Source organism: Pseudomonas sp. p50(2008) (assembly GCF_015351605.1).
GTDB lineage: Bacteria > Pseudomonadota > Gammaproteobacteria > Pseudomonadales > Pseudomonadaceae > Aquipseudomonas.
On sequence record NZ_JACMYF010000013.1, the window covers coordinates 109,754 to 123,921 of the forward strand.

General features: G+C 57.1%; 11 protein-coding genes and 1 pseudogene. 3 read left to right on the top strand and 9 right to left on the bottom strand.

Features of this window, described 5'->3' with window-relative positions; genetic code table 11:
* Positions 1 to 93 precede the first annotated feature (93 nt).
* The 8 genes from kdgD to tspO form a co-directional block, all read right to left on the bottom strand.
* Positions 94 to 1,005 carry a 5-dehydro-4-deoxyglucarate dehydratase gene (kdgD, locus tag H7698_RS28990; RefSeq protein WP_194693701.1) on the bottom strand — a complete coding sequence of 304 codons (912 nt, stop codon included), beginning with the start codon at positions 1,003 to 1,005 and terminating at the stop codon, positions 94 to 96.
* A 166-nt stretch (positions 1,006 to 1,171) separates the two neighbouring features.
* Entirely contained in the window at positions 1,172 to 1,900 is a 729-nt protein-coding gene (locus H7698_RS28995; RefSeq protein WP_194693702.1) for an amino acid ABC transporter ATP-binding protein, read from the bottom strand.
* Positions 1,897 to 2,583, bottom strand: coding sequence for an amino acid ABC transporter permease (locus H7698_RS29000; RefSeq protein ID WP_194693703.1), 687 nt, complete (start codon positions 2,581 to 2,583; stop codon positions 1,897 to 1,899). Before H7698_RS29000 ends, H7698_RS28995 begins: the two co-directional genes overlap by 4 nt.
* A gap of 3 nt (positions 2,584 to 2,586) precedes the next feature.
* Positions 2,587 to 3,315, bottom strand: a complete 729-nt coding sequence (locus tag H7698_RS29005) for an amino acid ABC transporter permease (RefSeq protein ID WP_162438446.1) — start codon at positions 3,313 to 3,315, stop codon at positions 2,587 to 2,589.
* Positions 3,316 to 3,442: 127 nt separating this feature from the next.
* Positions 3,443 to 4,342 carry a transporter substrate-binding domain-containing protein gene (locus tag H7698_RS29010; protein ID WP_162438447.1) on the bottom strand — a complete coding sequence of 300 codons (900 nt, stop codon included), beginning with the start codon at positions 4,340 to 4,342 and terminating at the stop codon, positions 3,443 to 3,445.
* Between the two features lie 55 nt (positions 4,343 to 4,397).
* Positions 4,398 to 5,600 carry a pyridoxal phosphate-dependent aminotransferase gene (locus tag H7698_RS29015; RefSeq protein ID WP_194693704.1) on the bottom strand — a complete coding sequence of 401 codons (1,203 nt, stop codon included), beginning with the start codon at positions 5,598 to 5,600 and terminating at the stop codon, positions 4,398 to 4,400.
* Between the two features lie 474 nt (positions 5,601 to 6,074).
* Positions 6,075 to 7,058: an alpha/beta hydrolase fold domain-containing protein gene (locus H7698_RS29025; protein ID WP_194693705.1), complete on the bottom strand. Its 984-nt coding sequence runs from the start codon at positions 7,056 to 7,058 to the stop codon at positions 6,075 to 6,077.
* Positions 7,055 to 7,498 carry a tryptophan-rich sensory protein TspO gene (gene tspO / locus H7698_RS29030; RefSeq protein WP_194693706.1) on the bottom strand — a complete coding sequence of 148 codons (444 nt, stop codon included), beginning with the start codon at positions 7,496 to 7,498 and terminating at the stop codon, positions 7,055 to 7,057. Before tspO ends, H7698_RS29025 begins: the two co-directional genes overlap by 4 nt.
* 219 nt (positions 7,499 to 7,717) lie before the next feature.
* Between tspO and H7698_RS29035 the strand changes: the two are divergent.
* A pseudogene (locus H7698_RS29035) lies at positions 7,718 to 7,945 on the top strand (NUDIX domain-containing protein); the annotation flags it as partial.
* Between the two features lie 263 nt (positions 7,946 to 8,208).
* Entirely contained in the window at positions 8,209 to 10,554 is a 2,346-nt protein-coding gene (locus tag H7698_RS29040) for a tetratricopeptide repeat protein (protein ID WP_194693708.1), read from the top strand.
* 238 nt (positions 10,555 to 10,792) lie between these two features.
* On the opposite strand, the gene H7698_RS29045 is transcribed toward H7698_RS29040, so the two are convergent.
* Positions 10,793 to 12,829 carry an alkyl/aryl-sulfatase gene (locus H7698_RS29045; protein WP_194693709.1) on the bottom strand — a complete coding sequence of 679 codons (2,037 nt, stop codon included), beginning with the start codon at positions 12,827 to 12,829 and terminating at the stop codon, positions 10,793 to 10,795.
* Positions 12,830 to 12,998: 169 nt separating this feature from the next.
* Between H7698_RS29045 and H7698_RS29050 the strand changes: the two genes are divergently transcribed.
* Positions 12,999 to 13,958 carry a LysR family transcriptional regulator gene (locus H7698_RS29050; RefSeq protein WP_162438454.1) on the top strand — a complete coding sequence of 320 codons (960 nt, stop codon included), beginning with the start codon at positions 12,999 to 13,001 and terminating at the stop codon, positions 13,956 to 13,958.
* Positions 13,959 to 14,168 lie beyond the last annotated feature (210 nt).

Below are 14,168 nucleotides of genomic sequence, written 5' to 3' on the forward strand. Positions count from 1 at the left end.
GAAAAAAAACACCCTGCGAAAGCTTGACCTTCGCAGGGTGAATTAAACCTCTCGATAAGCGGCGCTTCTCAGCACCTTTGAATCATCGGTTTTTTATTGCGGACCAAGCTTGTCGATCAGCGCTGCAAGCATTTCGTATTCTTGCGAGGTCAGGTCGGTGAGCGGGGCGCGCACCGGTCCGGCATCGTAACCGACGATTTTTGCGCCGGCCTTGACGATGCTCACGCCATAACCCGGGCAGCGGTTACGAATGTCCAGGTACGGCAGGAAGAAGTCGTCGATCAACTTGCCGACCGCTTCGTGATCTTCCCGAACGATGGCGTGATAGAAGTCCATCGCGGTTTTCGGGATGAAGTTGAACACCGCCGAAGAGTAGACCGGCACGCCCAGCGCCCGATACGCCGCTGCATAGACTTCGGCGGTTGGCAGACCACCCAGATAGGTCAGACGATCGCCAAGACGACGGCGGATTGAGACCATCAGCTCGATATCACCCAGGCCGTCCTTGTAGCCGATCAGGTTCGGGCAGCGCTCGGCCAGACGTTCCAGCAATGGTGCGGTCAGGCGGCAGACGTTGCGGTTGTAGACCACCACGCCGATCTTCACCGATTTGCACACGGCTTCAACGTGGGCAGCAACGCCGTCCTGACTGGCTTCGGTCAGGTAGTGCGGCAGCAGCAACAGGCCTTTGGCGCCCAGACGCTCGGCTTCCTGCGCATATTCGATGGCTTGACGGGTCGAACCGCCAACCCCGGCCAGAATCGGCACGCTGGTTGCGCAGGTGTCGACGGCGGTCTTGATGATTTCCGAGTATTCGCTGGCTGCCAGAGAGAAGAATTCGCCAGTGCCGCCTGCAGCGAACAGGGCGCTGGCGCCGTACGGGGCCAGCCACTCAAGGCGTTTAACGTAACCAGCGCGGTGGAAATCGCCCTGGGCATTGAAGTCGGTCACCGGGAAAGACAGCAGGCCGGAGGAGAGGATCGATTTCAGTTCTTGTGGGTTCATTGTTAGAAATATCCTTATTAGCGTACGGAAATATGTAGCGGTGTTGCTCGTTGTTGTACGTCATCGTACAACCTAAAATGACGATGCTCAAGACTGGATTGGTTACTGCCTCCGGGGGAGGCTGACCGTCCTCCAGAGAGGTTTCACGATCAGCGAAGCCCCGTGATCAATGCTGCAAGATCTTCGACAGGAAGCTGCGTGCGCGGTCTGTGCGAGGCGCACCGAAGAACTCTTCGGACTTCACATCTTCGATAATCTCGCCGCCATCCATGAACACGATGCGGTCAGCGACCTTGCGCGCGAAGCCCATTTCGTGGGTGACACACATCATGGTCATGCCCTCGTGGGCCAATTCGACCATCACGTCCAGCACTTCATTGACCATCTCGGGATCGAGTGCCGAAGTAGGCTCATCGAACAGCATCGCGATCGGGTCCATGGCAAGGGCGCGAGCGATCGCGACTCGTTGCTGCTGACCACCGGACAACTGGATCGGATACTTTTGCGCATGGCTCTTGAGCCCTACGCGCTCCAGCAACATCATGCTTTTTTTCGTCGCAGTCACGTGGTCTCGGCGCAATACCTTCATTTGGGCAAGGTTGAGATTTTCGATGATGGTCAGGTGCCCAAAGAGTTCGAAATGCTGGAACACCATCCCTACACGCGCACGCAGTTTGGGCAAGTCCACGCCCTTGCCGGTGACGGACTGGCCTTCGATGAATATCTCGCCTTCCTGAACCGGTTCCAGCCCGTTCACGCACTTGATCAGGGTGCTTTTACCCGAGCCGGATGGCCCGCATACCACCATCACTTCGCCGCGAGAGAGTTGTGTGGTGCAGTTTTTCAGGACCTGAAAGTTGCCATACCATTTACTCAGGTTTTTCATCTGGATCATGCTGTTTTCCCTATGTTTCTTTTCATGCGTTTAGTCAGGCTGGACAGCAAATAGCAGATCACCAGGTAGACGAGGGCGACGAACAAATACAGCTCGACCAGACGCCCGTCACGTTGGGCGAACTTGCTGGCCGCACCGGTGAAATCGGCGATGGACAGCACGTACACCAGCGAGGTGTCCTGGAACAGGATGATGGTCTGGGTCAGCAATAGCGGCGCCATGCGGCGCAACGCCTGGGGCAGAATCACGTAGATCATCGATTGCGACGGCCGCAGGCCAAGGGCCGCTGCAGCCTGTTTCTGACCGCCGTTGATGCTCTGGATACCGCCACGAATGATTTCGCTGTAGTACGCCGCTTCGAACATGCAGAAGGTCACGAATGCAGTCACCACCGGGCCGATCTGCACTGGCCGTTCTGTGCCGAAAGCCATTTGCAGCAGCAAGGGCATCAGGAAGTAGAACCAGAAAATCACCAGGACCAGCGGAATGCTGCGCATCACGGTGACGTAGCCCAAGGCAAAGCCACGCAAGACGCGGTTGTGCGACAGGCGCATGAGTGCCAGCAAGGTGCCGGCGACGATCCCCACCGACATCGCCACCAGGGTCAGCAGCAAGGTAAATTTCAGGCCGCTCCACAGCGCCGGCATGGCCCTGACAATGACACTTGGATCTAGATCAAACATGACTTACCTCGTCGCGCCGCGAATGGTCAGTGAACGTTCGATATGACCCATGACGAAAGTCACCAGCAGCGAAATGACCACATAGATCACGGTCGCGGCAGTGAAGGCTTCGAAGGTATTGAACGAGTATTCGCTGACGTTGCGTGCTTGTGCGGTCAGCTCCATCAGGCCAATGGTCAGCGCCACGGATGAGTTCTTCAGGGTGTTCAGTGCTTCGGAAGTCAGCGGCGGGAACACCACCCGGATGGCCTGGGGCAGCAGCACCTGCAGGTACATCTGCGTCGGCCGCAAGCCCAGCGCCAATGCCGCGCCACGCTGGCCCTCAGCAACCGATTCGATGCCGGCCTTGAACAGTTCGGACAGCTTGGCCGAGGTGAACAGCGTCAGGGCGACGACAGCACTGAAGAAGGAGGGGTAAGGCAAATCCTGCTTGAGGTAGTCACCGAGCGATATCGGCAGCAGCTCGGGCACGACGAAGAAGCAGATGAACATCTGCACCAGCAGGGGGATGTTGCGGAACACTTCGGTGTACAGGTTGCACAACCACACGACGGGTCGCAGTGTCGTGGTGCGCAGGGTTCCGATCAAGCCACCGATCAGGAACGCCAGGATAAACGCGGCGAGGGTAGTCGCCAGCGTCCAGCTCGTGCCAGTGATCAGCCAATACAGATACGAAGACGTCTCTCCGGGCGCGGAGCCCCAGAAGACGCCCCAATTCCAGTTGTAATCCATGAAAACACCAACCTTGGTGAGGGTGCGCAGCCTGGAACAGCTCGCAGTACCGGCCAATCAGGCTCGCTTGAACGGCTTGATTGGCAGGTATCGAGGCGTGTCCACCCGGCACAGTGACGGGTCGGGATCAGACGCCGGTATCGTTCGGGTTCGCGATGGCTTCTTTGAGTGCTTCGCTCATGGGCAGATTGATCACCGCGTTCTTCGGAGGGATCGGCTGCTGGAACCATTTCGGATACTGGGTGTTGATCTCGCCGCTGCTGTAGAGGTTGCGCAGAACGTCATCGGCGAACGCCTTGAACTGCCCATCGTTTTTGCGAATGCCGATGGCATAAGGTTCAGCGGACATCGGCTCGGGCAGCAAGGTATAGGCGTCCGGGTTGCGACTTTGCGCGATGGTTGCCATCAACTGCACGTCGTCATTGATGTAGGCAACGGCGCGCCCCGTCTCCAGCATCAGGAAGGCTTCGCCGCCATCCTTGGCATTGAGGATCTTCAGGCCCAACGCTTTTTCGCGGTCGAGGTTCTTGGTGATCCATTCGCCGCTACCCCCGGTGATGACCACCACGGATTTGCCTTTGAGATCGGCAACGCTGTTGATGCCAGCGGTTTTCTTCACTGCGTATTTGGCGCTGGCCACGTAGCTGGTGAGCAGGAAACCGATTTGTTTCTGGCGCTCCACGGTGTTGGTGGTGACGCCGCATTCCAGATCGATGGTGCCGTTGATCAACAGAGGCGTACGAGTGGCTGCGACCACCGAGACGTACTCGGTCTTGAGGTTGGGTTCACCGACTTTGACTTTGATTTGATCGACGATTTTTTTGCACAGTTCAATGCTGTAGCCGATGGGCTGCTGGGCATCATTGAGGTAGGAGAAGGGCAACGACGCGTCGCGATAACCCAGGGTGACGGTGCCCAGCTCCTTGATTTTTTTCAGTGTTCCGGTGAGGTCGTCAGCCTGTGCAGCGCTGGTGCTCAGGCACGCAGCGACGATGAGGGCAAGCAGCTTTTTCTTCTGATCGAACATGGGGAATCTCCGATTTATTGTTATGGCAGCTATGGCACAGCGAAAGGCGAAGGCTTTAGCGCAAGGCTGCAAGCGCTTCACTGATTGAAACGACGGCTTTTTTTATTTGTTCGCGAGAAGTGGCAAACGACAACCGGAAGTACCCCGGCAAGCCGAACGCGAGACCCGGCACTACGGCCACGCCTGCTTGATCGAGCAGATAGGCGGACAGTTCGACGTCATCATTGATCACCCGACCTTGCGGGGTGCTGCGGCCCAGCAACTGGCTGCACTCGGGGAAGGCATAGAAGGCACCGGCCGGTGCGCTCAGGCGCAAGCCTTCGCACTGACTCAGACCATCCACGAGCAGGCGCCCGCGCTCGGCGTATTCGGCGGCACTCTGGCTGACAAAATCTTGTGGACCTTGAAGGGCCGCCCGGGACGCTTCCTGGGAAATAGCGCTGGCACCTGAAGTGCTCTGCGATTGAATCTTGCTGATCGCAGCAATCAGGGCTTTGGGTCCTGCGGCGTAACCGATGCGCCAGCCGGTCATGGCATAGGCCTTGGCCACACCATTGATCAGCAAGGTTCGTTCACGCAGCTGCGGGCAGGCATTGCCAAACGAGACGAAGGGCTGATCAGCGAGTAACACGTGCTCGTAGATCTCGTCCGACATCACCAGGACGTTGGGGAAGTCTTCCAGCACTTTGCCCAGCGCTTGCAGTTCGGCTTCGGAGTAGATGGCGCCACTGGGATTGGAGGGCGAGTTGAGGATCAGCCAGCGGGTTTTGCCGGTCAGCGCACCTTGCAGTGCCTCGGCGGTCAGCTTGAAACCGACGTCGATACCACAGGGAATGACCTGCGGGCTGCCACCGTTGAGCGTGACGATATCGGAGTAGGAAACCCAGTATGGCGCAGGGATGATGACCTCGTCGCCGGCTTCCAGGGTCGCCATGAACGTGTTGAAGATCACTTGCTTGGCGCCGTTTCCGACGGTGATTTCATCAACGCTATAAGTCAGTCCGTTTTCCCGCTGGAACTTGCTGACAATCGCCTGGCGCAGAGCCAGGGTGCCTTGCGGCGCGGTGTAGCGGGTGTGGCCATCACGCATGGCCTGGTAGGCCGCTTCGACGATGTGTGCGGGGGTATCGAAGTCGGGTTCGCCGAGGCTCATGTCGACAATGTCGCGGCCTTGGCTGGCCAGCTCTTTGGCGCGCATGGAGATGACCATGCTGGGAGAGGAAGAGATCTGTTTGACGCGTTGACTTTCAAAGCTCATGAAAATGCCCGCCTTCCTTGGAGGTACGCCGAGTGTGACCTGACGTCCTGGTGATGTTGTACGACGTAGTATGACATGACAAAAAAAGTTTTTGCAACGGCAGAGAAACCCTAAATTTCGGGTAGGTGTGAATGTTGAATGGCCTACTTCAAGGCTGGAGTACGAAGGGGGAGTAAGGGTTACTTCAGAAGAGGTTCAGGCGAGCAAGACTGTGGCGAGGGGATAAATCCCCTCGCCACAGATGTATGCATACCGCTTGAAGAAACAGCATCAGGATCAAGCGATAAAACACGAGGGTCATTGGAGCAGGTGCCGTGATGGCGACTTGGCTGCTCCCCCGACTTTTTCTACTGCAGCGATTGGCCTTTCATCAAAAGCGTTCGTCGAATAGTGCCGGCAAGGTGAGTTCCTTGACGAAGTTGGCTGAGGACAGACTCAAGACCTGCACGACGTCGTGCACGGGATGTTCTTTGATTACTGCTGAGCCATTCGAGCCGTGATCCACTGCCGGCTGTAAGCAAGCACGCTGTCTGCTATGGCCGTCGGGAAGTGAATGAAACCGTGGGGAGAAGAGGGCAATACGTGCACTTCCACGGGGGCCGACTTCATCCATCGATCAGCGAGTTCGAGCGTGTCGTCCCTCAGGGGATCCAGTTCGCCGGCAAACAATAGCGCGGGGGGGAAGTCCGTAAAGTCACCATACAGCGGTGACAAAGGAGGCTGCCGACGTTGCTGATCATTGAGACCGGGCGTGAGCATGCGAAACGCTTCAACCATGCCAGGACCATCCAGTACGAGCGTTTCAGCGGACGCTGCCCGGACACTCGCGGTTCCCGTCAAATCGTAAACGCCGTAATACAGCAGCGCGCCGCTCACCCGTTGAAGCAAGTGGGGCCATTGTTTCAGCGCCAGTAACGTCGCCGCAGCAAGGTGCGCCCCGGCTGATTCGCCCACGACGATAACGGGCAGGTCAGCAAACTCATCACAGTCTTCACTCAGCAGCCAGCGGGCAGCACACAGGCAGTCCTCCATCAGGCCTTCAATCGGCGTCGAGATGGCAAGCCGGTAGTCGACCGAGACGACTGTGACGTCGCAGGTATTGACCATGGCCACATTGAAGGCGTCATTCATCTGCGCATTGCCGATAACCCATCCACCTCCGTGGAAATCAAGCACGACGCCTTTTGCCTTTCCTTTGGGCCTGATGATCCGCACGGGCACTGAAATGTCGCCGACACCCATCGTCTTCCGTTCAGCCTTGAGCCCATGCTTGAGCAATTGAGCGGCGCCGCCTAGTTGGCCGGCACGTAGCAGCGCCTGAATCACCCGAGGCGTAAAGCGATTACGGATTCGAAAGCGCGGCAACCAGGCGAGTTTCCTGTTGAAATCCCGAGCGTGCGCCAAGTCCCGTTCGCTGGCAGGCCAAGGTGTTTTCGTCTCCGCGTTGTAATTGATCATCCGCGGTTATTGCGCAGGATGGAAAAATTCAACGCGGCGGCGACGCACAGCCACACAAGGTAAGGGAACAGGATAAGCCCCGTGATCAGGTCGAGCCGCAACGCCATCACCACCATTGCCGCGACCACAAGCCAAAGCAGCGCCAGGATGATCATCGCGGCAAAAATGCGGTGCGCGCCGAAGAACACCGGTGTCCACAGCGTATTCAGTGCGATCTGCGCCGCCCACAAAGCCAACACCACTTGGCTTCCGGGTATCAGGGACAAGCGATAGCCAGCCCAGGCGAGCAGCAGATAGATAATCGACCAGGCCACCGGAAACAGCCAATTGGGGGGTGTGAAGCCAGGTTTGACGAGCGATTCGTACCACTGGCCCGGCTTGAAAAGAAGGCCGGTGCACGCTGCGGCACCGCAGGCCAGGAGAAAAATAAAAAAGGTCATTAGCTATCCTTGGCTGAAGCCAGCCGTCTGTGGGTGCAAAGCCATGTTGGCGTCGTTAAAGAAAGGACGCCCGGTGACACGAAAAGTTTGGATCGGGTGATGAGATTTTTTCTTTCGCGAAGGGATGCGGTCGCTCCATGACTGCCGCTCCCGCCCCCCGTTTCGCCAACGGCCCAACGCGTATGATGGCGGGCTTTCACTACCGATAAGGAAATCGCCATGCGTCCCGACAAGGCTTGCGCAGTCATTCTGTCTTCCGAACAGCACCCCAGGATCCTTTTGTTCCATCATCCTCAGGCAGGGGTGCAACTGGTGAAGGGCAGTATTGAAAGGGGAGAGACGCCAAATCGAGCAGCCCTGCGTGAACTGGCGGAAGAGTCGGGGATTAGCGCCGCCACAATCGAAGATGATCTGGGGTGTTGGAATTCCGGTCATCAGGACCGAGTCCGCTGCCGGTGGAATCGGACATTCATAGGGACTACGCTTGGGCCGGGCAGGGCCATGGCGAGACAGAGCTAGAGAAATTTGTGGATCGATCCAAAGTCTCAGGATTAATCGCGGGAAGGAGTTGAAACTGAGTACGGCATCGCGATCAATAGGATTGATCCGACTATCACATGGATTTTTCACAGTCTCCGGCCATCCGGCAAGGCTGTACTGAACTTGAACGCCCGCTTGATAACAAACGCATCCGGGCTATGGAAGTCGTAATGCCGAAAAATAAAAATAAAACGGTTATCGATTCGCAACCGAAGACGATTAACAACTATCTGTTTCCCGTCACTATCGGCGTTCTGCTCATGGCCGTTGTGGGCATCGGGTGGTTCCTGTTCGGCAGCAAACCTGCTCCTGTGACTTATGCGCCGGTCGTCCAACCGGCCACGCCACAACCTGTTGCCGTAGTGCAGCAAAAAGCGCAGGCAAAAATGGTCGATGAGCAGCAATGTCAGGGTTGCCACAGCGCCCAAGTCAAGGACTGGCAAGGCTCCCATCACCAACTGGCGATGCAGGTAGCCAATGCTGAAACCATGCTGGGCGACTTCAACAACGTCACCTTCCATGCGGAAAAAGAAACCACCCATTTCTCCCGCAAAGGTGATGGATTCTGGGTCAACACCCCCGGCATCGATGGCAAGAACGCGGACTTCCAGGTCGCTTACACCTTTGGAATCTCGCCGCTACAGCAATACCTGATCGAGGTTGGCGACGGTCGCTTGCAAGCTCTGGGCGTGGCTTGGGATACCGAAAAAAACCGTTGGTTTCACCTCTATCCAGGCCAGGGCGTGAGCTTCAAGAACCCGATCCACTGGAGCAAACCGAGCCAAAACGCCAATTTCATGTGCGTCGAATGCCACACCACGGGTTACAAGCGCAATTTCGATGCGGCAAAAAATACCTTCGACAGTCACTGGAACAGCCTCGGTGTCGGCTGCCAGGCGTGCCATGGCCCAGCGTCCAATCACCTGGAATGGACGGCGAAAAAAGGTGACTTGATCCACGCCGGGTTTGCCGTCGACCTCAAGGACAAGAATGCCAGCGTCGAAATCGAAACCTGCGCACGCTGCCACTCCCGCCGCGCGCCGCTGGGCGATGGTTTCACCGTCGGCAATCGCCTGATGGATGACTACCTACCGAGTCTTCTGACCCGTGAACTGTATGCCCTGGATGGCAAGATCAAGGATGAAGTATTCGAACATGGCTCCTTCGCCCAGAGCAAAATGTCCGACAAGGGTGTGCGTTGCAGCAATTGCCACAACCCCCATAGCAACGAACTCAAGGCGCCGGGTAACGGCGTATGCCTGCAATGCCACAACACTGCCGGCAGGACCTCGGTGGAAGGTGTTGATGGCAAGGGCCTGCAAGCGAAGAATTACGATTCCATCGAACACACCCGCCACACCATGGGCCAACCAGGCTCGCAGTGCGTGGATTGCCACATGCCCGGCAAGTTCTACATGGGCAACGACTTCCGGCATGACCACAGCTTCAGCATCCCTAACCCGGAACACGCAGCGAAACTCGGCACGCCGGACGCCTGCCTGACCTGTCATCAGGGCAAGGCCGGCAACAAGGTCACCGCACAGTTCAAGCTGTGGAACGCCTCAAACAGCCCGCAAGCGCCGCGCTACGATGAAAGCCTGTGGTTGATCCGCAACGGCCAGCCCGGCGCGGCACAAACCTTGTACGAGCAACTGCAACGCAGCAACCTGCCGTCAATTCAACGGGCAACCTTGCTGGCGGAACTGGCGCTGTATCCCAGCAGACAAGCGATCAAACTGGCCACCAAGGACTTGAGCAACTCGGCACCGCAAGTACGCGAAAGCGCCGTTCGGGCGATCAGCGCGTTCCTGCCACCCCCGGACCGCGCGCCACTGTTGACGCCGTTGCTGGGTGATCCTGTAAAGGCCGTACGCATCGCCGCAGCCCGAGATTTGTTGAGCGTGGGTCGCATTGGTTTAGAGAGTGCACAGAACAAGTGGAATGCGGCCATTGCCGAATACGAAGCGGTTCAAAAGAACCTGGCCGAGCGCGCCGAAGCCAATCTCAACCTGGCCATGCTCTACCAGGCCAGCGGCCGTAGCGGCGAAGTCGAAGCTCTGCTGCGCACGGCACTTGAACGTGACCCGGATTTCTACCCGGCACTGGTGACGCTGGTGCAATGGCTGGAAGCGGGCGGACGCAGCCAAGAAGCTCAGACGCTGCTCGCGCAAAGCCTGAAAGAACACCCGACGGCGGCCCTGCTACACCATGCCAAGGGTTTGTCGCTGGTGCGTGCGGGTAAAACGGATCAAGCCATGCTGGCGCTGCGCAAAGCTGCGCAACTGGAACCCGAGAACGCCCAATACGGCTACGTCCTCGCCGTGGCGCTGCATGACAGCGGCAAGGTTGAGGCGGCGTGTGAGGAATTGGAAAGGCTGTTGAAGGTGCAGCCCGCCAACCGCAATGCGCGGCAGGCGTTGATCCATTACTACCTCAAAGGTGGGCAGGAACCGAAGGCGCAGATGCTCTTGCAGGACTGGAAGAAAATCAACATGGATGATCCGGCGTTGAAATGATCCGTCGCGAAGTCGCAACAACCAATAGGCGACCGGTATGACCGCCAACTTTATTCCTGCATAAAGTTGAAGCAGCATCGAGGGTAATCCATCAATCATGAAGCTGATTAAGCGACCAGGAAAAAGTCCACTGCAAAAAATGTTCATGACAGTCCTTCGCAGGTGTTGAATGGGCGCATCCAGATAACGGACGCGCCCAGGTTGCTGACTCTTGGGCGGAATCAAGTGCGCCGTCCCGTTACTGCCGGGTGCCCGGCAGCAGTTCAAAGTCCGTGGTAAACGGCGTCATGGCCGCCATTAGCCGTTTGAACGGTGTGTGATTACCTTCGAAGCGGGCCTTGCCGTCCTTGACGAGCTGATCGAAGCTGGTCTTCCTCGCCATCACGTCTTCAAGCGCAGAGCGATCGAGGGTGATGGTCAGGTCGGCGTTTTTGGCCTGCTGCCCCTTGATGCTGGTCAGTGTCGAGTTGCTCAACTCGACCACGAATTGCTCACCATTGTCCGGCGTCTGGAGATTCAGGATGAAGTGTTCACCCGCGACTTTGCTGCCATCCACGCTGATGCCGAGGTACTCCAGCCACAATTCTGTGCTCATGGCGCGGATCATGTCAGGTCCACCGGTTTTTGGCGGTACGCCTTTGGGCACGCCGTGGCGCAGTTCGTACGCTGCGGCAAGGAAACTGTTGCGCACGCCGGCACTTTCCTTCTGATAGCCGACCTGCTCATAGACATCCGCCAGCAGGTCCTTGGCCTGGCTGTTTTGCGGTTCTGCATACACCAGTTTATTGAGGATCTCGTAGGCTTCGCGGTATTTGCCCTGGTCGAACAGGGATTTGCCCTTGGCCATGATCTTGTCCGCCCCCCCCATCATTTCGACATACAGCGGTGCCGAATCTTTCGGTGAGAGCGGCATCAGCGTTGCAGGGTTGGCATCCCAATAGCCCAGGTAGCGGTTGATCACGGCACGGCTATTGTGCTCTTCCGAGCCGTGGTAGCTGTGCGTCGCCCAATTGTTTTTCAGGCTTTCGGGCAGCTTGTAGACATTGTGAATCTCGTTGACGGTGACGCCCTGGTTAGCGGCGTGCAGCACGGCATTGTTCAAGTTGGCGTAGGCGTCGCGTTGCGCGCGCATGACGTCCTGAATTCGCTCATTGCCCCAGCGTGGCCAGCTGTGGGATGCAAACATGACATCGGCCTGCTGCCCGTAACGATAAAGAGCGTTGTTGATGTTCTTCGACCAGACCAGCGGATCTCGAACCAGGGCACCGCGCAGGGTATAGATGTTATGGATCGTGCCGGTGATGTTCTCGGCGGCCCAGAACGCTTTGAACTGCGGGAACCAGGTGTTCATTTCCGATGGCGCTTCGGTGCCCGGCGTGTTCTGGAACTCCATCACCACCCCGTCAACGGTCAGGGTCTCGAAATCTTTCTCGATATAGCGATTGGGCTCAATCAGCCCCATGGCGCCAATCGAGGCATTTTTCCCGATGGCCATGTCGACGTGGCCGTATGGGCTGTGCGGCAACATCACACCGTACTGCAAGAAGGCGCGGCGGGTCATGGCAGTACCGGCGTAGACGTTTTCAGCCACGGCATGCTCCATGAAACCTGTCGGTGCTATCAGCGGGACCTTGCCGCTGCGCACATCGGCTTCATCGACCACTCCGCGGATACCACCGAAATGGTCGGCATGAGAGTGAGAGATCACTACCGCCACGACCGGGCGTTTGCCGAGTTTTTCATTAATGAAGTCCAGCGCGGCCTTGGCGGTTTCCTTCGACATCAGGGTATCGAACACAATCCAGCCGGTGTCGCCCTTGATAAAAGTGATGTTGGCCAGGTCGAACCCGCGCACTTGGTAAATCTTCTCCGGAACAACCTCATACAGACCGAAGGCCATGTTGAGTACCGCCTGGCGTTGCAGGGACGGATTGATACTGTCGTAGTCCTTACCTTCCAGCAGGAAGTTATAGCTGCCCATGTTCCAGGCGACATTCCCCGCATCGGCCATAATCTTGTGATAGGTCGGTGCAGCGATGAAGCCTCTTTTCGCTTCTTCAACGTCGCGTGTATCGGCAAATGGAAGCGCCTTGCGCACACCCTTTTGCAGCTCGATCGTATAAGGCGAAGGCGCTTTGCCTTTGCTGTCGAAATGCGCGTTTTGTGCGGAGACGAGATCAGAACTGACGACGTTTGCATCGGTAGCAAAAATGGCCGGGCTGACGCTACCGCCAAGGGTAATTGCCAGTGCCAGATGAAGGGTCTTGTGGGACATAAAAGAGTTCCTGCGCCATAAGGTTTGCCAATGAGCGTCAATGCCGTTGAGTGCCTATAGCGCTTATTCAGGTGCGTCGTCAGCTTGACCATTACGGCCATGAATAGCATATTCATTTCATTACGAAAAATTCCGTTTTGATGCTTTTCGATAACATAAAGGTTATGAGATGACGCCACGTCGCTTACGTCAATTTTTGGCGTTGATTGAACATGCGCACTTCGGTCGAGCGGCAAAAGCATTGGGGGTTTCACAGCCGGCACTGAGTAAAAGCATTCAGTTACTGGAAAGTGAATTAGGCGTCACGCTGTTCGATCGACGCACCGAAGGCGTCGTATTGACTGCCTTTGGCCAATTACTTCGTGAAAAGAGTCAGCGCCTGTTAATGGCCGAGGAGGACCTGCGTCGAGACATCGCATTGCTGGCGGTAGGCGATATTGGAGCACTGAGGGTAGCGTTGGGTCCCTACCCAAGCATCGCCAGCGGTTATGTCAGTCTCGCGCGATTGCATGCCCGGCATCCTCAAATCAAGGTCACTGCACATGTCGCCGGTTGGCGTGAAGTTGCTCATCAGGTCGCTACAGGGGCAGTGGATCTGGGGATAGCCGAAATCAGCACGTTGCAGGGCAGGGAAGAGTTCACCTGCGAGCTGTTGGGTGAGCATGAGGGTCGTCTGTTTTGCCGCCCCGGCCATCCGCTGCTGTCGCGACATCGTTCACTGACGTTGGCGCAAACACTCGATTACCCGTGGGTGGCCTCGCGCATTCCGCTGCGGCTGGCGACCCATTTGCTCCCGGCAACGTTGGGCTGTGCGGGCGCTTATGATGCGGTGACGGGGGATTTTGTGCCGGCGATCGAAATAGACGTGCCGATGCAAATCGTTAGATTCGTCGAGAACAGTAATGCCCTGGCCTTAGGGAATTTATCGACTTTTGAACAGGAAATCATGGCGGGAGAAATCGTACCGTTACCGATCCATAACCTCGCACTGCGCACCCGTTATGGCTTCATCTACCTTAAAGAGCGCTCATTGCCGCCTGCGGTAGAGTTTTACATGAAGGAAGTGAGGGCCGTGGAAGAAGAAATCTGTCAGCGGGAAAGCCTTCTAGCGCAAATGAGGGGGGAGTGAATCCACTGCGCTCGCGTGGCCTCGTACAACACCACCCGCTTTACTTGCAGGTGCCCGGCTAGTGCGTATTCGGGTTTACACAGGGCGGCGGCAAAAACTGAGTGCAACACCTGACCTTTCCGGTACGGTGCTGCCCCTATGTCTTATACCGAACTCAGCGTTGAAGAGCGCGCCACCATTCAAATCAGTCATGCCCAAGGCTTCAGCCTG